This is a genomic window from Ramlibacter pinisoli (assembly GCF_009758015.1).
GTDB lineage: Bacteria > Pseudomonadota > Gammaproteobacteria > Burkholderiales > Burkholderiaceae_C > Ramlibacter > Ramlibacter pinisoli.
On record NZ_WSEL01000002.1, the window covers coordinates 12,276 to 32,552 of the forward strand.

Sequence of the window (20,277 nt, forward strand, 5' to 3'; positions counted from 1 at the left end):
TTAGTTTTCAGCGACGGAACCGGCCGTCGGGCGTGACGATCGTCATCTCGACGAAACGCGAGCCGCGCCTGTCCTGGGGGGTGAACTGCACGCGGTAGCCTCCGGTATCGACGGGACGCGATTCCAGAGCGTCTACCAGGCATGCGCGGGTGGGCTCGCGACCACAGCGGCGCAGGGCCTCGGTGATCACGCGGGCATATACGAATCCTTCGAGTCCGGCATAGCTGGGCGCGCCTGCGGCCAGGCGGAGGTAGTCCGCGGCGACCGGGACGGAAGCAGTGCGCGGATGCGGCAGCACCTGGGAGACGATGACACCCGCCAGTTCGCCGGGGGAGGCGCCGCCGGCGACGAGCTGGGTGCCGGCCTCGCTCATCACATAGAACTGCGGCGTGCAGCCCGCTTTGCGCGCAGCACGGATCACCGCGAGCGCGTTGCCTGCATCGAGACCCAGGATCAGCGCTTGCGGCGGGGTCTTGCATGCGACTTGCACCGCCTGCGCCGCACCTGCCGCTGCCGAGAGTCGCGCGAACGCCAGAGGCCGAATCGCCAGCCGGCTCAGTTCCACCTGCACGCCTTCCGCGGCCGCACGTCCGAGAGCGTCGTCTTGCGTGATGGCGGCAATCTCGGTCATCCCCACCGTATCAAGCTGCAACACCATGGCCGCAGCTTCTTCGCGCGCAGCGGCGCGCAGGTTGAACACGTGCCGGCGCAAAGGCTCGCGCAACAATTCGGCGCTGCTGGCCGCCCCGACCAGCGGGACCCTGGCCTGTTCTATCAGCGGCAACACCGCCTCGATGGAAGCCGGCCCGTGAAATCCGGTCAGTGCAAGCACACCACCGTCCAGAAGCGCGCGCGTATTGGCCACTGCTCGCTCGGGGTTGCCGCCGTCATCCTTCACCAGCAGTTCGAGCTGGCGGCCGCCGACACCGGCCGCGCCATTGGCCTGCGCCAACCCCAGCCTCAAGCCCTTCTCGAGCTCGTTGCCGTAGACCGCGAGCGGGCCGGAAAGCGGTGCGGACATGCCGATCACGACTTTGTGCGGCGTGACACCCGGCTCGCCACGCGCGGCGCCCACCAGGGCCGCCGCGAATACGAGAGAAAGAGCGAGCCTGCGCTTCATCACTGCGGCGCCTGTTGACCCACACCGAACCGTCCCGGCCCGAGTGCCGCGACCAGCAACAGGCCGCCGGCGATGCCAAGGTTCTTGAAGAACGACAACTGCTGCATCATGGCTTGCGCCGGCGGTGCGGCCCAAAAGTCGTGAAACAGGAAGCCGGCAAGCAGTGAGTAGCCTGCTAGGGCCAGCGCCGCCCAGCGCGTGCGGAAGCCGGCCAGCAACGCGAGCGAAGCGGTCACTTCAAGCAGCACCGACCCGGCCAGGAGCACTGCAGGCAGGGGCAGGCCCTTGCTAGCCACGAAGCCCACGACGCCCTGGAAGCCCATGATCTTCCCCAGCGCCGAGTTCAGGAACAGCGTCGCGATCAGCACTCGGCCGGCCAGGGCCAGCAGCCCTTCGGCGGAGGAAGCCTTGTTTTGCATGGAAGCGCCTTCGTTCATTTCGCGACCAGTTCCCTGACGGCGCGCAACGGCGAGTTGGAACCGTACTCACCGTTTGCACTGGGCCGAAGCAGGAAGTGGCCCAGCGCCGGCAACAGCACCAGGGCGCCCAGCATGTTCCACAGGAACATGAATGCCAGCAGGATGCCCATGTCGGCCTGGAACTTGATCGGGCTGGCGACCCAGGTGATGACGCCGATCGCCAGCGTGACGCCGGTCAGCATCACCACCTTGCCGGTGAAGAGCAGAGCCCGGTAGTAGGCCTCGGACAGGCTCTTGCCCTCGCGCATCTGCGCAAGGGTCACCGACAGGATGTACAGCGCGTAATCGACGCCGATGCCGACGCCCAGGGCGATCACAGGCAGCGTCGCCACCTTGACGCCAATCCCCAACGCCACCATGAGCGCCTCGGCGAGCACGGAGGTGAGCACCAGCGGAACGACCGCAACCACGACGGCGCGCCAGGACCGGAAGGTGATAAAGCAAAGGGCCACCACCGCGGCGTACACCAGCAGCAGCATCTGCCGCCAGGCGTCCTTCACCACGATGTTGGTTGCGGCCTCGATGCCGGCGGAACCGGCCGCCAGCATGAACTTGACCTCAGGCGTGTCGTTACTGCGGGCGAAACGCTCCACGTGCGCCACCACGCGCGCCAGCGTGTCGGCTTTGTGGTCCTTCAGGTACACGTAAGTGGTCAGCAGGCCGCAGCTTTCGTTGTAAAGGCCGCGCGGAGCACCGGCAGTGATTAGGTTCAGCATCTCCTGGTTGGGGAGAAGCTCGTACCACTTCGGATTGCCTTCGTTCAGGCCAGTGAGGACCCGACGGTTCAGCAGGCCCAGCGTGTTGGTCGACTCGACTCCCTCCACCTGGCGCAGTTCCCACTCGAGCGCATCCACCCGCTTGAGCGTGTCGTAGCGCGAGCACTGGCCTTCCGGCGTCGTCACCATCACCGCCAGCACGTCGCTGGACGCACCGTAGCTGGCGTTCATGAAGGCGACGTCGCGGTTGTAGCGGCTGTCGGCGCGCAACTCGGGCGCACCCGGGTCCAGGTCGCCGATCTTGAGCTGGCTGCTGGCCGCCACGCCGACAGCGCCCAGCACCAGCGCACCGACCACGGACCAGGTGGCCCAGGGCTTTCGCGTGAAACGGTCGAGCGCGGCCCACAACGGATGCTTGCCCGCTCCGCCTGCTTCTGCTGCTTCCGCGCGCAGGCTACGCTGGGCAGCGCGGGCGCTGACGCCGGTGTACGACAACAGCACGGGCAGCAGGATCAGGTTGGTGAAGATTAGCGCGGCAACGCCGATCGATGCGGCGATCGCCAGCTCGCGGATGACCTGGATGTCGATCACCAATAGCACGGCGAACCCCACCGCGTCAGCCAGCAAGGCGGTCAGGCCCGCCAGAAAGAGCCGGCGGAAAGTGAAGCGGGCGGCGACCAGCTTGTCGAGACCGCGCCCGATGTCCTGCATGATGCCGTTCATCTTCTGGGCCCCGTGGCTCATGCCGATGGCGAACACCAGAAAGGGCACCAGGATCGAGTAGGGGTCGAGTGCGTAGCCCAGAGTCGGCAGCAGCCCGAGTTGCCACACCACCGCGACCAGCGACGCTGCCACTACCAGCAGGGTGGAGCGAATGCAGCGCGTGTACCAGAAGACCATGACCGCGGCGATCGCCACGGCGATGGCGAAGAAGGCCAACACCGCGCGAACACCGGAGATCAGGTCGCCCATGATCTTGGCGAAACCGGTCACGTGGATGGCGACGCCCTGCGCTTCGTACTTGGTGCGGATGCCTTCCAGCCGGTCCGACAGGACGCCGTAGTCGAGCATCTGCCCTTGCGGATCCTTGGCCAGCAGCGGCACGAAAATGACGCTGGATTTCGCATCCCTTGCCACCAGCTGACCGATCTCGCCCGAACGAGCGATGTTGGAGGCTAGCTGGTGCAGGCTGGCAGGCGAGCCGTCGAAACGGTCTGGGATCACTGGGCCGCCATCGAGGCCTTCCTCCGTCACGCCAACCCAGCGCGTGGCCGGAGTCCACAGCGACTTCATGCGCATGCGCTCGACACCCGGCACCAGAAACACTTCGTCGTTGATCTTGCGCAGCGTCTCCATGTAACGCGCGTCATAGATCGTGCCTTCCCTCGGCGCTACTGCAATGCGAACGGAATTACCCAGGCCGCTGAGTTCAGACTGGTATGCCAGGAAATTGCGGATGTACGGATGGCCCGCGGGAATCGTCTTCTCGAAGCTCGCATTGAGCTGCAGGTGTGTCGCCTGCCAGCCGAGGACCACTGTCGCCAAGGCGCACAGCAGCAGCACCAGCCAGCGGTGGTTGAACAGGGCGCGCTCCACGGTGGAGCCCGAGCGCGGGTCGAAATCTTGCATGCTCATGGTCAGGGCCGCGTCGGAGCCGGCGGCAGTTGGATGGCGCCTTGCAATCCGAACACGACCAGCGGTCCGGAGCCGGCGGAATGCAGGGCGTTCAGCGGCTGCATCGGCGGCGTCTTCAGGGGCACGAGTCCGCCCTGTTCCACGGCCAGCACCTCGCCGGCTTGATTGGCAAGCAGCACCTGGCCACGGGCGTTCGTCGAAGCGGTGATGGAAACGGGAGCGGGTGACGCGAGCTGCGCCCAAGACTTTCCGCCATCGGCGCTGCGCCAGACGTTGCCCCGCAGGCCCGCCACCAGCATCTCCTGCTCACGCAGAAGCTCGGCGGTGAAGAAGCTTCCCTGATACGGCAGTTCCAGCCGGCGGTATTCGCGGCCGCCGTCGGTGGATAACAGAACCAGGCCCTGCTCGCCGGCCAGCAGCAGGGTGTTGCCCTGGCCGCGCAGTGCGTAGAGGTGATTCCCCTTGGGATTGGGCAGCCGCTGCATGAGGGGCTGCCAGGTCTGGCCGCCGTCCTCGGTGGCAAATGCCAAGCCGTAGGCGCCGACCACCAAGCCGCGGCGCGCGTCGAAGAAGTGCAGGTCGAGGAAGGGTTTGTCGGCCCCCTCGGCCACGAGGCGTTGCGCCTCCTGGATGGCCTTCGCTTCGCCGCCCGAGCGGGCCGCATCCAGCGCCAACTGCGCCGCACGCTTGCCATCGAACCGCAGCGACCACGTGTCGCCACCGTCGGTGCTATTCAGCACGACGCCGCCGTGACCGACGGCAAATGCCGTCTTCGCCGCAGGGCAGCGGACTGCCGTCAGCGTCACGGACACCGGGACGCGCGCCTGGCGCCAGCTGGCGCCGCCATCGTCGGACGTGACGGCGACCCCGCGTTCCCCCACGGCCAGCAGCCGGGCGCCGCACTGCGCGACGCCAAGCAGGACCGTGCGGCCGGGATCGCGCACCATCAGGGACGGCCGCTCCAACGCGTCGGGTACGGGCGCGGCTTGCACCGCCCCGGCCACGGCGCACGCGGCCAGCAGAAGGGAACCGAGTCGCCTCACGTCGTCTTCCTCAGCGCACGCCCTGGGCCGCCAGGCCGTCGCCCGTGAAGATCGTGTCCGACCAGTTCTTCGTGGGCCGATGGTGGTAGGACTTGTCGTTCAGGACGTTGGAGACGTAGGCCTGGCCGGTCAGCAGGTCGTAGAAGCCGAAGGTCTGCTGAACGGTACCGGGGAAATCCGGCATCACGTAGTTCAGGTTCCAGGTGGTCTTCCACAACTGGCCGTTGGCGTCCCAGCGGTCGCCCAGGACCGCCTGCCACGTATCCTCGTCCAGGTAGTAGACGCCCTTGGGAGCCTGGTGACGCTGGCCGGGCTTGAGGCTGGCCTCCACCACCCAAACGCGGTGCAGTTCCCAGCGCAGGTGGTCGGGATTCAGGTGCTGGCCCTTGATCAGGTCGGCGTCCTTCGCCTGCAGCAGGCGGTTGTTGTTGTATGGGACGAGCACCTCCTTCTTGCCGACCAGCTTCCAGTCGAACAGGTCTGTCTTGCCGGTGAAGACGCTGATCTCATCGAAAGACATCAGGCCCGCGCTCGCCGGCGTGGGCGTGTCGCAGCAGGCATTTGGCAGCTTGCGCACACGCCGCTGGCCGGTGAGGTAGACGTAGGCCGCTACCTTGGACGGGTCGAAGTGTTCACGGCCGGCGATCATTTCCCCGGCGCGGATGGGCGGCCCGTCGTTGACCAGGTTCACCTGCCAGTAGTAGCCGGAGAACTTGTCGGCGCCGTCCTCAAGGTAGTAGGGCATCGACTGCTTGATCTGGCCGCTGGTGGTGAGCACCACCTTGCCGTCGGCCGTGATCTGGTACTGGTTGAAGTCGGCTTCCCAGGAGGCGCCGCGCCAGGCCAGCTTGTGGTTCCACATCGCCTCGACGCCGGACTTCGGTATCGGGAACGGAATGCCGCCATACACGCCGCTGGGAATGTCACCTTCCAGCTTGCCCCGGGTCGCATTGCGCAGGGTGTTGTCGTAGACCCACTGCGGCGCCACTGCGGTGCGGTGCGTGGGGTATACGTCGAGGCGGTAGCTGTTGGGATACTTGCGCAGCATCGCCTTCACGCCTTCGCTCAGCTTGTCGGCGTGCTGGGCGATGTTTTCCGGCGTCACGCTGTAGAGCGGTTTCTCGGCCTTGAACGGGTCACCCCGCTTTCCGCCCGGCTTGTCACCGGGAATGGGCGTGGTGTAGCCGCCGGTCCACGCTGGGATCGTCCCGGCGGCATTGCCGGCCTTTTCCGCGCCCAGAGGCGTCAGCGTGGTCTTCAGGCGCGCGGCCTCGTCGCTGCTGACGGCAGCCTGCGCCGTGAGGGCGACGCCAGCGGCGGCCGCAAGAGTGAGGTGCGCGAAGGTGCGCAGATTCATGATGGGTCTCCGAAGATGATCAGAAGGTGGTGCGCAGCGAGACGCTGACGAAGTTGCGGTCCTTCAGTGCCTGCATGAATTGCACGTTGTTGTTGTTGTCCAGGGCGGAACCTTCCGGCCCGTAGAACTGCACGTAGTTGATGCTCGCGACCCACCGGTTCAGGTAGACGCCGGTCAGGCCGATCGTGAAGTCCCCGCCCTTGTCGACGCCGAAGCCGGGGCCGACCGCCGACGATTTGCCCGCGGTGTAGCTGGCGCCGACGCTGGGCGTGAGGTCAAGGCCAGGGAAGACCTGGCGGTAGGTGGGCGACAGCACCATGCGGACGGAAGCGGCAGAACGGTCGGCGTTCGGGTTCAGCTGCGCTTCCCCGCGGGTAACCTTCATGCGGGTGTTCCAGGCGACTTCACCCAGGAAGCTTGCTTCGCGCCAGATCGGGTTGGGGCCGAGGCTAGCCAGCCAGGACACTTGCGCATGGCCGGTACGGCCAACCGCGTAGCCCGGGTTGTCACGGTTGTCGAGGTTGGTGCCGACGCCAATGCTGCTCAGCACGGTGGCACCGCTGCTCGAGAGCGGCATGTTGTCGCGGATGGAAACCTCGCCTGCGAATCCCCATTCGCCAATCGACTTGGCAAAGCTGGCGCCGTAGGAACGGGCACCCTCGTGGTACACCCATCGATAGCTGGACGCCGCCAACGCCGGGGGGAAACCCGTCAGCGTGTTGTAGATGTTGGCCGGGCCATAGGGATGGAAACGGATCGCGTAGAAGCCGAAATCCGTGTCGATCGCATCAGCGCGGTAGCGCAGCTGCATCCCGCCCTGGCCTCCGTTCTTGGGCTCCAGATCCGGTTGGCGCGCAAAGACACCGATCGGGCCGGCATTGAGTCGCTCGGCACCTGGGCCCATGACATCACTGGTGGACAGGTAGGCTCCCACCGGAATCAGCCGTGTCGGTTCCCACTCGTAGCCGTAGTAGGCGCCGACGGACACCGCGTCGCTCACCTGCACCTGCCCGGAGAGCTTGCCGGTGGGACGCGCGATCTCCTTGAAGGTGGAGTTCGGCACCGACAGCAGCTTGACCAGGTCCACCGGCGCCTGTCCGCCCGCGATGCCGTTGGAGCCGAAGAACAGGCTTTCCCCCCACAGCAGCGTGTGGCGGCCCAGCCGTGCGGTGGCTGGTCTGCTGGCGACGTCGAAGTTGCCGAAGACGAACGCATCCAGCACTTCCACGTCGCGGCCCATCAGCTTGCGGGTTTCCGACGGGAACTCGTTGCCCGGGACGTGGTTGGCCGTGAATGTGGTGTTGTCGTTGGGCCGGTTGTAGACGGTGTCATACCAGGCCGCGCCGCTGACGCGGGCGCCCCAGTTGTTTCGCCACGTGACGTCCAGCTCGCTGAAAAGGTCAACCCGGTTCGAGACCAGGCCCTTGCTGAAGTTGTTGTTGCCGTCGTCCTGGTTGACGTTGTTCGGTCCGATGACGCCCGTCGGGCCGAAAGCCGTCTGCGAAAGCGCTGGGGAACGGTCGCGGACTCGGGCCGCGGCGCTGTACTTGAACGTGTTGTCCCAACGGACCTTCAGGTCGGGATTGGCAGTATCGAATTCGAGCGCGTGACCGCTGCCGCAGGCTAGCAACGCCGCGACAGCAAGCGCGCTCGAGCGACATTTGGGACAGAACTGGAAGGGGGCGTGGAACATGATCTCCTCGTCGTTGTGATGGATTGCGCTCAAGCTGGTGAATGCACGATCTGGTCGAGCGCGCGGGACAGGGCAAGCAGGTCGGTCTCGGTGCCGGGCATCTCGTCCCATCGCGCCGCCTGCAGGGCGATCGCTGCGATCTGGCGGACGCGCGGCTCACGCCGCTTTAGAAAGGCTGGCGCCAGTTCGCGCGGTTCGCGCAATCCGGCAAGCAGTTCGCCAAGCACAACCGCGTCCTCGATGGCTTGGGCTGCTGCCTGGCCGAAGTGAGGCGGCAATGCGCGGACGCATTCCCCTACGCCGACAATCCGTCCGCGCGCCCATGGCGAGACCATCAGGCCGAGAGCAAGAGGGCGGCGCACGACTTCCGTCTCGGGCGCTACGTGGTGCGCCAAGTCGCCCATGACTCCCGGAAAGCGGGCAAGCAATGCGCGAGCGCCCGCCGCATCCGCAGGTGCCTGCGCGCCACGCGATGCCAGCCGCACCCCGACGCGCGACCCGCTAACAGGAACGGCGTAGGCCTTGTCCCCCGCGGCGGTAACGGCACTCAGGGCTTCGTCAAAGCCTGGGGAGCGGCGCGTGAAAAGGTAGAGCCAGGCTGCGCTCGCGGCTCCCGAGGGGGCCGCCTGAAACACCCGCTCGCGCAATGGGTCGCGGCCACCGCAGGCGACGACAACGAAGTCGGCCGACAGCGCCGGCTCCCCCTCAACATCCACGAGGGCCTCGTCGCTAATGTCCACAACCCGCAAAACCTGCGCCCCGTAGCGGATGTGGACACCGGCGTCCCGCGCGGCTGCGGCCAGAATCTCTTGCAAGTCGGAGTGGGCGATCCCGAGGGCCGCCGGATAGCGGGCCCCGGCAAGCCGGGGTGCATCCAGCGAGTACAGTGGCAGGCCGCGTTGACCAATCGCGCTGATGCGCCGATAGGCAAATCCGGCACGCACGCAGGCGTCGGCGACTCCGAGCCGGGCCAGATCGCGCAGCATGCTGGGGACGACATCCACGTGCACCTCCGGCGCGACTGGGTCGGGGCGTGCCTCAAGCAGCCGCACAGCCGCGCCGGCCTGGGCTGCGGCCAGTGCGCATGCCAGGCCCGCAAGGCCGCCACCGACGACGCAGACGACGCGACGCTTCACCGCGCACTCCCGCCCACATCTGCGTCATTCCGAGCATCCATCAAGCCAGCGGACTCCACTGCGTTCTCGCACCCATCGACAAAGTGGCGCGAGAGTACGAAGTGACCCGGTTTTCGAAAAATTGTTTGTTTCCATTCGAGGAATCAGTCTGGCAAATACATTTCGGGTAAACCCTCTAGGGAGCCCGGCGTACCATCCACGGCCGTCCCCATGCGATTCAACAAACTGGACCTCAACCTGCTTGTGGCACTCGATGCGATGCTCGAGGAGATGAGCATCAGCCGCGCCGCAGAGCGCCTGCACATGAGCCAGTCGGCAATGAGCAATGCGCTCGCCCGCCTGCGGGACTACTTCGATGACGAATTGCTGGTGCAGGTCGGAAGGCGGATGGAATTGACGCCTCGCGCTGAGGTGCTGCGCGATGCCGTGCACGACGTGTTGCTGCGCGTGGACACGTCCATTGCCATGCAGCCCGAGTTCATCCCCTCCACCTCGGACCGCGAGTTCCGGCTGTTCGTTTCGGACTACACGCTCAACACGCTCATGCCGCACGTCGTGGCGCGGGCGCACGCGCAGGCGCCCGGCGTACGGTTCCTACTGCAGCCGCAAACGATTGATCCCACGCGTCAATTGGAGCGGGGCGAGGTCGACATGCTCATCATGCCGGCCGACTACTGCTCACCGAACCACCCCACCGAAACCCTGTTCAGCGAGAGTTTCAGCTGTGTCGTCTGGAGCGGCGGACGGCTCGCTCAGGGACCGCTTACCTTCGAACAGTACGCAGTCGCCGGACACGTGGCGATGCAGCCGACCAGCATTCAGCCGAATTCATTCGAATCATGGGTGGTGCAACGCTATGGACTGACGCGGCGGGATGAGATCACCACCTTCAGCTTCGCTGCTGCGCCGGCATTGGTTGTCGGCACCGACCGCATTGCCACGGTCCACACGCGGCTGGCATTCCAGGCCGCGCGGCACCTTCCAGTGACGGTCCACACGCCACCGATCGCCTTCCCGGAAATGAAGCAGGTGACGCAATGGCACAAATACCGATCGAAGGACCCTGGCCTGCTCTGGCTGCGTCAGGTCTTGCTGCAGGCGGTGGTGGACATGGATACCGTTCGACGATAGGCCTGGCCACCACTCGAACGGAGTGGCTTGGGGAGGCGCTCAGGCCTTCGAGGCCTCGGAGAGCTCCGTCAGCCGCTGCACGACCCGCCGCGCGCGGTTGGCGCCCACGTCCACGTGGATGTCCAGCCAGTCGGCCCGCTCGCCGAACTCGCGCATGTTCTGGTACTGCTTCTCGATGACCACACGGTCTTCGTCGAACGTGAATGCGGTCTGCCGGATCACCTCGTCGATGTTCTCGGGCATGTCGGGGTGGCGCGTGCTCGCCATGCTCCAGAAGTAGTGGCAGGTTTCGGCAGTCTCCGGCGTGATGCCGTGGAGGCCGCGCATGTGAAAGCCGCCGCGCTGCGGATCGTCGATGGCATCGGTACCGGGTTCGCACGCCCCCGTCCAGATGCGCAGATGCGACAGGTGGAACTCGATCTCCTGCCAGCGCTCGCACTTGTCGCCGAAGGGCCAGGCTGCCTTGTACGTGGGCGGCGGCGTCGAGCCGGGCATCTGCCGCACGACCTTGACGTGGTCTCCGTCCTGCGTGACGTTCATCTTGGCATTCATGTGCAGCTTCGCATTGCCACCGATCGTCTTCAGATGCACGTATCCGAGGTGACTCAGGTCCATCAGGTTGTCGTGGATCAATTGCCAGGGCGCCTGGTAGTGGTACATGCCGCTGCCCCATTTGTAGTTGGGATGCTCATGGAACGGGTAGACCGGTGGAGCCGACCCAGGGGTCGAACCTTCGCGTGCGGGCATCCAGATCCAGAGCATCTTGTTCTGTTCGACGAGGTGGTAGGACCGCACCTTCGCCTTGGAGGGAACTCGCTCCTGGCCGGGAATCTCGATGCACTGGCCGGCCGGGTTGTACAGCATGCCGTGGTAGCCGCAGCGCAGGCCCTCGCCTTCCACGGTGCCGCAGGACAGCGGAAGCGAGCGGTGGCAGCAACGGTCTTCCAGCGCGGCCGCCTGGCCCTCGCCGGTGCGGAACAACACCACCTTCTCGCCGAGGAAGGTTCGGGCGAGGGGCTGGTCCGTCAGTTCGGACGAGAAGCCCGCCACGTACCACTGGTCGCGCGGGAAGCGCGCGGGCGGAACCTTCGACGAGGTGGGCTGGGCGATGTTGGCGATCTGCATGGTTTTGTCTCAGGGTGGTGGTGGCGGCGCGTTTAGAGGTCGAGCACGAGTCGGGCGGTCCGGGAACGCGAGCAGCAGGGCGTGAACTGGTCATTCGCGGCGCGCTCGGCGTCGGTGAAAAAACTGTCGCGGTGCGCAGGTTCACCGTCGAGCACGCGCGTGATGCAAGTGCCGCAGACGCCCGACTCGCAGGAGAACGGGATGTCGACGCCCTGTTCCAGCAGCACCTGCAGGGCGCTGCGGCCGGCGGGGACGGTGCACGTGCGGCCGCTGCGGGCGAGTTGCACCTCGAAGGCCAAGTCTTCGCCGGTCGCGACCGGGGCAGCGGCAAACTGCTCACGGTGCAGGTTCTCCTCGGGCCAGCCGAGCGCCCGCGCGGTCACCAGCACGTGGTCCATGAATCCCGAGGGGCCGCAGACGTAGAGGTGGGTGGCGGCGTCGCCTCCGGCAAGCGCCTGGCCGGGGTCGAACTGTTGCTCAGTCGGCCCATCGGCCGCATGAAAGCGAACGTTCGCCGCATAGCCGGAGGCCTGGATCTCCCGACGGAAGGCCATGCGCCGCTCGCTGCGCGCACAATAGTGCATGGCAAATTCCTGCTGCGTGGCATGCAGCACCTGGGCCATGGCGAGGATGGGCGTGATGCCGATTCCACCGGCCACCAGGACACTTCGCCGCGCCGCGACCAGCTCGAAATGATTGCGGGGCGCACTGACTTGTAGGGTCGTTCCGGCGTGCAGCCGCTCGTGCACGCCTGCAGAGCCGCCGCGCGACGCCGGATCCCGCAGCACGGCAATGCGCCAGTGATGCCGCTCGGTCGGGTCGTTGCAAAGGGAATACTGGCGTACCAGCTGCGGCGACACGTGCACGTCGATGTGGGCGCCGGCAGTGAAGGCGGGCAGCAGCTCGCCGCCAGGATGCACCAGCTCGAGGCTGCAGATGCCGTCCGCTTCCTCGGTGCGACTGCGGACTTCGACCGAAATCTCGTTCATTCTTCCTCGTCTTCGTTACGCCGCTTGCGGCCGCGCGCAGCCGCCTCGGGAAAGCGGCGCTTCACATAGTTTTGGGTGGCGATTTCCACGGTGGGCAGGTTCTCGTGCAACCGACGCAGCAGGGACAGCAGGGTGTCGACTTCGTCCGGGTTCAGCACTGACAGGAACGCGCGCTCGCGCTCCAGCGCAACTTCGCGCACGCGGTCGTGCAGGGCGCGGCCTTCGGGCGTCAGCACGGCGATGCGGGCCCGGCCGTCCGCGGGGTCCAGCTCGGTGCGGATCAGGCCGCGCTCCTGCATGACCTTGAAGCAGCGGCTGACCGCGCCCTTGTCCATGCCGATCACACGCGATACCTGCTGCGCCGTCACCGAACCGTGGACGGCCAGCAGCACCAGGCAGCGCCAGATCTCGATGCCGACGTCAAACAGCGCCAGGTAGTGTTGGGAAGCGCCACGCGATAGCTTGTTGGCGATCCACGTGAGGAAGGCGGGTGCGTAGCGATCAAGGTCGATGACGTCGGGGGAGGGCAGTTCCTTCCCCTCCGACGGCTTACCGGGGGGGGTGGGTCGGGAGGTGCGGAACTTGGCGGGCGCCGCAGAAACGCGGGTCTTGGGACGGGAGGGGGTCATGAACGTCACTGTACGCACACCGCTCAATGCACCGCCATGCCCAGCCAGCGGTCCAACGCCGCTTGGTCCTGGCGCAGGCCGGCGGCGCTGTCCTCGTGTACCACGGTGCCGTGGTTCAGGATGACGGCCCGCTTCGCGTACGCCAACACTTCGTCCACCTGCTGCTCCACGACGACGACGGGAATGCCGGTCTGCTCGCTCATCTGACGGAAGACGCGCAGCAGTTCCTGCCTGATCAACGGCGCCAGTCCTTCGAGCGGTTCGTCCAGCAGCAGCAGCTTCGGCTGGCCCAGCAGGGCCCGCGCAACGGAGAGCATCTGCTGCTCGCCGCCCGAGAGCTGGCTGCCGCCGTTTCGCCGGCGCTCCGCCAGCCGAGGAAACAAGGCATACGCTTCGTCGAGCGCGGCGCGGGACCGACGCTTCAGGCCGGACACGAGGTTCTCTTCCACCGTGAGCGAGGGAAAGATGTCGCGCGTCTGCGGCACGTATCCGATACCCAGGTCGGCGCGCCGGTGCGGCGCCAGACCGGCAAGATCGCGCCCGTCAAACGTGATCCGACCGGCGCGGATCGGCACCAGGCCCATGATGGCGCGCAGCGCCGTTGTCTTGCCGACCCCATTTCTACCGACCATGGCAAGCCGGTCGCCGGCGCGCACCTGCAGCGCCAGGCCATCCAGCACTGTGGTCGGGCCATAGCCGGCCACCACGCCCTCGAGTTGCAGCATCGTTTGGGTCATGGTTCAGTGGCCCAGGTAAGCCGTACGCACTTTGGGGTCGCGGCGGATGGTGTCGGGGTCCCCGGCAGCCAGCACCGCTCCTTCGGCCAGCACCACGATGCGGGTGGCCAAACGGAACACGAGGTCCATGTCGTGCTCGATGATCAGCACGGCCAAGTCGCGCGGAAGTGCATCCAGTGCCGCCAACAGGCGAGCACCGTCACCCTTGGGCACGCCCGCCATCGGCTCGTCGAGCAGCAGAACCTTGGGCTTCAAGGCCAGTGCCAGCGCCATCTCCACCAGACGCTGCTCGCCATAGGCGAGGTCCTCCGTGGCCGTTGCAGCGTGCTCGCGCAGGCCGAGGCGAACCAGCAGTTCCTGCGCTTCTGCCTGCAGCGCCGGATAGGCGTCGATGCTGCGCCAAACACAGTGCGTCAGGCCTTCACGCTCGAGAAGCGCGAGCTCGACTTGGCGCTGAACGGGCAGTTGCGGCGCGAGCGTCGTGATCTGAAAGGTGCGGGCGAGGCCGGCGCGCGCGCGCTTCGGCTGCGGCATCCGCGTGACATCTACCCCCCGCAGATGGATGGATCCTGCATCGGGCTGCAGCACCCCGCCGATCTGGTTGACCAAGGTCGATTTCCCCGCCCCATTGGGTCCTATCAGGGCCACGCGGTCGCCGGCGGCGAGTTCCAGGCTCACGCCGCGGGTGACGTGCAGTCCGCCAAATCGTTTGTCGAGGCTGCGCAGTTCCAGCAAGACGGTCATGCAGTTGCCCCCAGCCTACGGCGCAGCCAGGCCCAGGCCTGCGCGGGTGGAACCAGCACCACGAGCATCAACAGGGCGCCGACGACGAACAGCCAGTGGTAAGGATTGATCGAGGCGGCGGTGTGGTGCAGCAGCGTGAATACAGCGGACCCCACCAAAGCGCCGGTGAGGCGCCCCGCGCCTCCCAGGACGAGCATCACCAAGGCCTCGGCCGAGAGCGCGAAGGACATGCTGTCGAGGCCGACCACAGCGGTGGTCTGCGCGGACAGCGCGCCGGCCGCGCCCGCCACGCCGCCGGCGATCGCGTACATGGTGAGCAAGCGCACAAAGACCGGCGTGCCAAGGGCCGCCATGCGGGCGCGGTTTTCGTGGATGCCGCGCACGGCGAGGCCGAAGGGCGAGTCCACTACGCGCCTGAGCACGTAGAGCCCAATCACCAGCACGGCCAGTGTGTAGAAGGCGGCCACGCGTCCTTCGATGTCGAAGGCGAAGCGACCCAGCAGTGGCCCCATGGTGAATCCTGAGAGGCCGTCATCAGCTCCGGTCCAGTCACGCGCCTTCTGGGCGATGCTCAGGACGATCTGCGCAACGGCGACCGTCAGCATCAGGAACGTGAAGCCCTGGTAACGCAGCAGGAATGTCCCCGTGGCGAGTGCCAGCAAGGAACCGGCGGCGATGCCGACGGCCAGGCCAAGTGTTGGGTCGGGCAGGCCCCTCAATGCGAAGATACCGGCGGCGTAGGCACCCACGCCAAACAGCGCAGCATGGCCCAGGGTGGCGAGGCCGGCGATGCCGACGATGAGGTCCAGAGACAGCACGAACAGTGCCGTGATGAAGACGCGAGTGAGCAGTCCCTGCTGCTCGGGCAGCAGAAGGCAGGCGGCTGTGCCGGCCGCCAGCAGAACGAGCGGCGCTCGCCAGGCCGGCACGCAGCGCGGCGCACCGCCCTCATCTGCGGCGCGTAGAGTCCGGCGCCCCGGTACGGAAAGAGTGTTCATCGCTTCAGCAGGCCCTGGGGACGCCAGGCGAGCAGGACGGCCATGGCGAGGAAGAAGAACAGGCTGCCCCAGTCGGACGCCAGGTATTTGCTTGCCGTTTCGATCACGCCGAGCAGCACGGCTGCGGCCAGGGAGCCGGCAGTGCTGCCCATGCCGCCGACTGCTACCACCACCAGCACCAGCACGAGGTACTTGAGGGCGTAGTAGGGCTCGAGCGGCATCAGTTCTGCGCCAAGGATGCCGCCTAGGCCCGCGAGTGCCGCCCCGGCGGCGAAGGTCACGCATTGCACGGTTCGGATCGGGATTCCTAGCGTGGACGCCGTAGCGCTGTGGTCCACCGCGGCGCGGAGCCACACGCCAAAGCGGGTACGGGCGACGGTCCAGGCGGCCAGCCCCGCCACCGCGAGGCCGACACCGATCACGAGGAGCCGCTGCACCGGCAGAGTGCGGAAACCGAGGTCCACCGAGCCTGCCAATGCCGCAGGCAAGGGGATCAACTGCACCTGGGGGCCGGCAAGTGCATTGGTGAAGGCAATCAGAACGAAACTCAGGCCGATGGTGAAGAGCACCTGCTCCAGTTCCTTGCGCTGGTACAGGTGCCGCAGCACCAGGGACTCGAGGGTCGCACCGAACAGGCCAGTGGTGACGACCGCGGCTGGCACAGCCAGCCAGAAGCTCCACTGGGCTTCGCGCACCAGCAGCGCCGCACAGTAGCCGCCCACCATCGCAAAAGCCCCGTGGCTCAGGTTCACGAAGCGCATAAGGCCCAGCGTGACGGACAGGCCGACGGCGATGACGAACAGCACCATGCCGTAGGCCAATCCATCGACCAGGATATTTGAGAAGAGAATCACCGCACGCCCCCGGTCCGACCTGTTGCTTACTTGTCCAGCCCGTAGTCGGCTTGCGGCCCGAAGTTCTGCACTTCCTTGTTGATCAGCACGGCGCCCGCCTTTTCGACCTTGCGCAGGTAGACGTTCTGCACGATGTGGCGAGTCTTCTGGTCGATGCGGACCGGGCCACGCGGGCTCTCCCATTGCAGCGAACGGGCAGCATGGATGGCCTTCAGGCCATCGCGCTGGCCGCCGGTGGCCTCGATCATCTTGTGGATGACGTACATGCCATCCCAGGCGCCGACTGATGCATAGTTGGCGACGACGTTGGGGTCGCGCTTCTTCAGCGCATCGACGAACTTGCGATTAGCCGGGGAGTCGTGGGCGCCGGAGTAATGGAAGGCGGTGGTGAGACCAATGGCGCTGTCACCGAGCTTCTGCAGGTCAAACTCGTCGGTCTCCGCCGTGCCCAGGAACTGGATGCCGCTCTTAGCCAGACCGTTCTCGTTGTAGGCCTTGACGAAGCCCAGGTTGGGCGGACCGCCCGGCAGGAAGGTGTAAACCGCTTGCGCACCGCTGGCCTTGATGCGTTGCGCGAAGGGGCCGAAGTCGGAGGTGGCGATCGGCATACGGATCGATTCGACCACCGTGCCACCCTGCTTCGTGAACTCGCTCTTAAACGCCGTTTCGGCGTCGATGCCGGGGCCATAGTCGGTGACCGCGGTCACCACCTTCTTGATGTTCTGCTTGGCCGCCCATTGCGCTAGGGGCACGCTCACCTGCCACAGCGTGTAGCTCGTGCGGATGAAGTATTCCGATTTGTCGGTGATGGCGGAGGTCGCCGCGTTGAAGACGACGGTGGGCGTCTGCGACTGCTGGATCAGCGGTGCGACTGCGAAGGCATTGGGCGTGAAGACGAAACCGCCCAGGTAGTCCACCTTGTCCTTGACGATCAGTTCCTGGACCAGCGTCTTGGTCTGCGCCGGGTTTGGGCCGCCGGTGTCGCGGTAGATGAATTCGACGGTGCGACCCGCGAGCTTGCCGCCTTCCGAGGCGACATAGGCCTCGGACCCCGCCTTGAACAGGGCGCCATAGTGAGCAAACGGACCGGAAAACGGGCCGATGATGCCGACCTTGATGGACGGCGCCTGCGCGTGGACATTGGCGAAAGCAAGTGCCAGGGTCGAGGCGACCGCGAGGGAGCGCGCGAATTGGCGGCGGGAAAGGGGCATGGTTGACTCCGAGAGGTACGACCGTGGCGAATGCCGCTGGGAACAGAACGCATCATAGTTGCGATATCAACTAGTTGCGATGTCAATCACATGGATGAAGCCTCGGTACTTACCCTTAGGTCGGGGTGGGGGATGCTCGCTCGGCTCGCTCTTGGCGGCCCCTCGCGCGCGGCCCACCCCAGAGATCGCATTCGAGGTCGCAGAGCGGATCAAGATCCGTTTTCCCACAGTGGCAACCGCATCCGCAAAGTCCTTGCTTCGACAGCAAGTTCGTGGCGAGCTCCCGGCCACACTAGGCGCTGTGCACCTCAGATTCGACAACGCGAACATTGGCACCACTCAGCAATTGAGTGGAAAAAGCGTCCGCAGCCTCTGGCCGTACGACTTCCCGATGAACGCCAAGACCGAGGAAAGCCGGCCGATGGCCCAACTTTGGCGTCCGCAGGTTAGCTGCTTTCTTGCAGCAGAGTGCGGGCTGAGTGGCCTTGAGCGCAATCAAAGGGGGTTACTTCGCAACTGACCCCCTTTCCGGCGCAAACGCAATCCTCGCGCGGGTTTCGACGGGGTGGCCGATCGAATTCGGATCCGAAATCAGGCCGTCCGCCGCAACGAGCTCGAAGCTGAACCGTTAGTCAGGTTACGCAATGACCGCATGAGCGTTCTCGCCATGCGCGTATGTTACGCGCGTTGTTTGCGCGCGTTAGGCATGGGGCCTATACTCGTCAAACGCCACCAATCTCTGATGAGAGCCGAGACCGAGAATGCCCCGCCCGCGCCGAACTATTCCTTCTTCCGAGCACCCCAGCCCGCCCACTCGACGGGACGGCGCGGCTCTGCGACGCAGGTCCACTAACGTCACGCTGACCGTGGCCTTGGTCGAGGAGGCTAAGGAGCTTGGCGTCAATCTTTCTCAGGCGGCGGAAGTCGGCGTCGCAGGTGCCGTGGCTCGCAAGCGGGCCGAGGTCTGGCTCGCGGAAAACCGCGAGGCGCTGGAAAGCTCGAACGCTTTTGTCGAAGCGCACGGCTTGCCCCTGGCTCGGTACCGCAATTTCTGATGAGTCGATACCGTGTCTACGCGAACTCGGAAGGCGACGGATTCTTGCTCGACGTCCAAGCAAACCTGCTGAGTCACCTCAGCACCTGTGTTGTCGTGCCGTTACTGCCCGTGGACGCTGCGCCCAAACCGGCACGAACACTCAATCCGATGTTCGAAATCACGGGTGTGCCGCACGTGATGGTTACCCAGTTCATCGCTGCGGTCCCCCGGCGATTGTTTGCCTCCGAAGTGGCGGACTTGCAAGAACAGGCTCATGAAATCGTCAACGCCTTGGACTGCTTGTTCCAGGGCGTTTGAGCTCGGCGACCGTTGCATAGGAGACGGCTGAGCTTTGCAAAGAGGTGGTCAGTTGCGTAGTAACCTCCCAATCAAAAGGGGCAATGGCTCGCACAACGCTGGATGGTGCAGCCGATGTCGGTTCGAGACATCGAGCGAAGTCTCAAGTCCATTGATCGGGCCGGCGCAGCGTAAGCGCCTAGGACCGTCTGGAGCGCATGCTCGCGGACACGCAGATCTGGCGGCGAAGGACTGGCCACCAACTGAGGGCGCGGCCGAGCGCGCCCCGTTTGTATAGGCCGTCACGGACCTCAGAGGTCTTCGTCCTGCTCGCGGGGCGCGCGGCGCGCCACTTTGTCACAGCCGCAGGCCCCGCGAATCTTCCTCGTCTGGCGGCAGCCGCTCGCTCGAAGCCACTTGCACCACTTCGACGAAGTCGCCAAGTTGCTTCATGAGTGCAGTATGGATGGGGAGAGGGCCACTCTCGATCTTCTCGAGCTGTCTGATCGTCACGCCCAGCGCGGCCACATCGTCTTGGTAACGCCTGAGCACGCTCGAAGCGAAGCCAGACATGCCCTCTGCTCCACTTCTACAACTGTAGACGCTGCCGCTCTCGTTGTGGATGCGGTATTCGCCTTCCGCCAGCTCAATCTTGGTGATGCCGCTGGACATCCGCCAAGAGTCGCTGCCTAGGTAGCCGCCGTACCAAGAAGCCAGCACGCGGAAATGCCGCTCCCCGCTGGGGTTCGTTATTTCGAGGAGGGTCCACAGGTCTGGGGTGTAAAGCGTTGATCGCATATGACTGATCTCGTGTCAGTAGTCGGCGCCGAAAGCGCACCTTTGCCGCGGTGACCCGCTCGGTCCAATCCGTGCACGGAACTCAAGCAGTCCGCATCTCGGCGCCACACAAGCACTTACCCGAGCTCGCTCCACGCAGAAACCGCGGCCCGCACGGGGCTGGCGCCCAAGGAAGACCACGTGATCTAAAGCCGGACCGAATGCCGTGCTCGAGCCGGTGGTCCGTGTGCAGCCTCACTAGAGTCCCTTCGAAACCTCGGAGATAAAACTTCCCGTAATGCCGAATCGACTGCCCCAGCCCAATTCGGGGTCGTATTCGAGACCACCGGCGCGCTCGAAGACCCACTCGTCCCTGCCGTCAGGGGTGGCGCAGTAGACATGCATGTCGTCCGTCCTGGTCACCCTCAGAAGCATGGGAAAGGTTCCTCCCAGCATCCGGGTGAGGGTGTCACCCACGCTCACATCACTCAAGTTCACTGATTTCAAGGTCACGGATCTCATGGCTGACTCCAAACGGGCGATATCAGTTGACTGCCGACGCGAGGTACC

The 20,277-nt window shown here is 65.6% G+C and carries 20 protein-coding genes; 3 read left to right on the forward strand and 17 right to left on the reverse strand.

Annotated elements, in window-relative coordinates; genetic code table 11:
* Positions 1 to 7: 7 nt before the first annotated feature.
* Genes GON04_RS00070 through GON04_RS00100 form a run of 7 tightly spaced genes read right to left on the reverse strand, consistent with a single transcriptional unit; the run spans position 8 to position 9,179 of the window.
* Positions 8 to 1,120 carry an ABC transporter substrate-binding protein gene (locus tag GON04_RS00070; protein WP_157395970.1) on the reverse strand — a complete coding sequence of 371 codons (1,113 nt, stop codon included), beginning with the start codon at positions 1,118 to 1,120 and terminating at the stop codon, positions 8 to 10.
* Positions 1,120 to 1,539, reverse strand: coding sequence for a DoxX family protein (locus GON04_RS00075; RefSeq protein WP_157396175.1), 420 nt, complete (start codon positions 1,537 to 1,539; stop codon positions 1,120 to 1,122). The genes GON04_RS00070 and GON04_RS00075 overlap by 1 nt, the downstream gene beginning before the upstream one ends.
* Before the next feature lie 14 nt (positions 1,540 to 1,553).
* Entirely contained in the window at positions 1,554 to 3,944 is a 2,391-nt protein-coding gene (locus GON04_RS00080; RefSeq protein WP_232532904.1) for an efflux RND transporter permease subunit, read from the reverse strand.
* An 8-nt stretch (positions 3,945 to 3,952) separates the two neighbouring features.
* Positions 3,953 to 4,993 (reverse strand): YCF48-related protein, encoded by a 1,041-nt coding sequence (locus tag GON04_RS00085; protein ID WP_181653560.1) that lies wholly within the window; start codon positions 4,991 to 4,993, stop codon positions 3,953 to 3,955.
* Between the two features lie 10 nt (positions 4,994 to 5,003).
* Positions 5,004 to 6,350 carry a DUF1329 domain-containing protein gene (locus GON04_RS00090; RefSeq protein ID WP_157395972.1) on the reverse strand — a complete coding sequence of 449 codons (1,347 nt, stop codon included), beginning with the start codon at positions 6,348 to 6,350 and terminating at the stop codon, positions 5,004 to 5,006.
* Between the two features lie 19 nt (positions 6,351 to 6,369).
* Positions 6,370 to 8,043 (reverse strand): DUF1302 domain-containing protein, encoded by a 1,674-nt coding sequence (locus GON04_RS00095; RefSeq protein WP_157395973.1) that lies wholly within the window; start codon positions 8,041 to 8,043, stop codon positions 6,370 to 6,372.
* A 29-nt stretch (positions 8,044 to 8,072) separates the two neighbouring features.
* Entirely contained in the window at positions 8,073 to 9,179 is a 1,107-nt protein-coding gene (locus GON04_RS00100) for an FAD-dependent monooxygenase (RefSeq protein WP_157395974.1), read from the reverse strand.
* Between the two features lie 210 nt (positions 9,180 to 9,389).
* Here GON04_RS00100 and GON04_RS00105 point away from each other — a divergent pair, with 210 nt between their 5' ends.
* Positions 9,390 to 10,310, forward strand: a complete 921-nt coding sequence (locus GON04_RS00105) for a LysR family transcriptional regulator (RefSeq protein WP_157395975.1) — start codon at positions 9,390 to 9,392, stop codon at positions 10,308 to 10,310.
* Between the two features lie 39 nt (positions 10,311 to 10,349).
* Here GON04_RS00105 and GON04_RS00110 read toward each other — a convergent pair whose 3' ends face one another.
* From GON04_RS00110 to GON04_RS00145, 8 genes are read right to left on the reverse strand one after another with little or no spacing between them, the layout of a single operon-like run.
* The gene (locus tag GON04_RS00110; protein ID WP_157395976.1) at positions 10,350 to 11,435 is read right to left on the reverse strand and encodes an aromatic ring-hydroxylating oxygenase subunit alpha; all 1,086 of its coding nucleotides are present in this window, start codon (positions 11,433 to 11,435) and stop codon (positions 10,350 to 10,352) included.
* A 32-nt stretch (positions 11,436 to 11,467) separates the two neighbouring features.
* Positions 11,468 to 12,424, reverse strand: a complete 957-nt coding sequence (locus GON04_RS00115) for a PDR/VanB family oxidoreductase (protein WP_157395977.1) — start codon at positions 12,422 to 12,424, stop codon at positions 11,468 to 11,470.
* Complete coding sequence (locus GON04_RS00120; RefSeq protein WP_157395978.1) at positions 12,421 to 13,053, reverse strand: MarR family winged helix-turn-helix transcriptional regulator; 633 nt, start codon at positions 13,051 to 13,053, stop codon at positions 12,421 to 12,423. Before GON04_RS00120 ends, GON04_RS00115 begins: the two co-directional genes overlap by 4 nt.
* 23 nt (positions 13,054 to 13,076) lie before the next feature.
* Positions 13,077 to 13,778, reverse strand: coding sequence for an ABC transporter ATP-binding protein (locus tag GON04_RS00125; RefSeq protein ID WP_232532905.1), 702 nt, complete (start codon positions 13,776 to 13,778; stop codon positions 13,077 to 13,079).
* Between the two features lie 15 nt (positions 13,779 to 13,793).
* A complete protein-coding gene (locus tag GON04_RS00130; protein WP_157395980.1) occupies positions 13,794 to 14,534 on the reverse strand; it encodes an ABC transporter ATP-binding protein in 741 nt (246 codons plus the stop codon).
* Positions 14,531 to 15,532 carry a branched-chain amino acid ABC transporter permease gene (locus GON04_RS00135; RefSeq protein ID WP_157395981.1) on the reverse strand — a complete coding sequence of 334 codons (1,002 nt, stop codon included), beginning with the start codon at positions 15,530 to 15,532 and terminating at the stop codon, positions 14,531 to 14,533. Before GON04_RS00135 ends, GON04_RS00130 begins: the two co-directional genes overlap by 4 nt.
* Positions 15,529 to 16,386 carry an ABC transporter permease subunit gene (locus tag GON04_RS00140; protein WP_181653561.1) on the reverse strand — a complete coding sequence of 286 codons (858 nt, stop codon included), beginning with the start codon at positions 16,384 to 16,386 and terminating at the stop codon, positions 15,529 to 15,531. Before GON04_RS00140 ends, GON04_RS00135 begins: the two co-directional genes overlap by 4 nt.
* A 26-nt stretch (positions 16,387 to 16,412) precedes the next feature.
* Positions 16,413 to 17,597 (reverse strand): ABC transporter substrate-binding protein, encoded by a 1,185-nt coding sequence (locus tag GON04_RS00145; protein WP_157395983.1) that lies wholly within the window; start codon positions 17,595 to 17,597, stop codon positions 16,413 to 16,415.
* A 761-nt stretch (positions 17,598 to 18,358) separates the two neighbouring features.
* On the opposite strand from GON04_RS00145, the gene GON04_RS26985 reads away from it, so the two are divergent.
* Entirely contained in the window at positions 18,359 to 18,652 is a 294-nt protein-coding gene (locus tag GON04_RS26985) for a type II toxin-antitoxin system CcdA family antitoxin (RefSeq protein WP_157395984.1), read from the forward strand.
* Complete coding sequence (locus GON04_RS00155) at positions 18,652 to 18,951, forward strand: CcdB family protein (RefSeq protein WP_157395985.1); 300 nt, start codon at positions 18,652 to 18,654, stop codon at positions 18,949 to 18,951. The genes GON04_RS26985 and GON04_RS00155 overlap by 1 nt, the downstream gene beginning before the upstream one ends.
* A 336-nt stretch (positions 18,952 to 19,287) precedes the next feature.
* On the opposite strand, the gene GON04_RS00160 is transcribed toward GON04_RS00155, so the two are convergent.
* Together GON04_RS00160 and GON04_RS00165 are read right to left on the reverse strand one after the other, a co-directional pair.
* Positions 19,288 to 19,602, reverse strand: coding sequence for a hypothetical protein (locus GON04_RS00160; protein WP_198349175.1), 315 nt, complete (start codon positions 19,600 to 19,602; stop codon positions 19,288 to 19,290).
* 363 nt (positions 19,603 to 19,965) lie between these two features.
* A complete protein-coding gene (locus GON04_RS00165; protein WP_157395987.1) occupies positions 19,966 to 20,229 on the reverse strand; it encodes a hypothetical protein in 264 nt (87 codons plus the stop codon).
* Between the last annotated feature and the right edge of the window lie 48 nt (positions 20,230 to 20,277).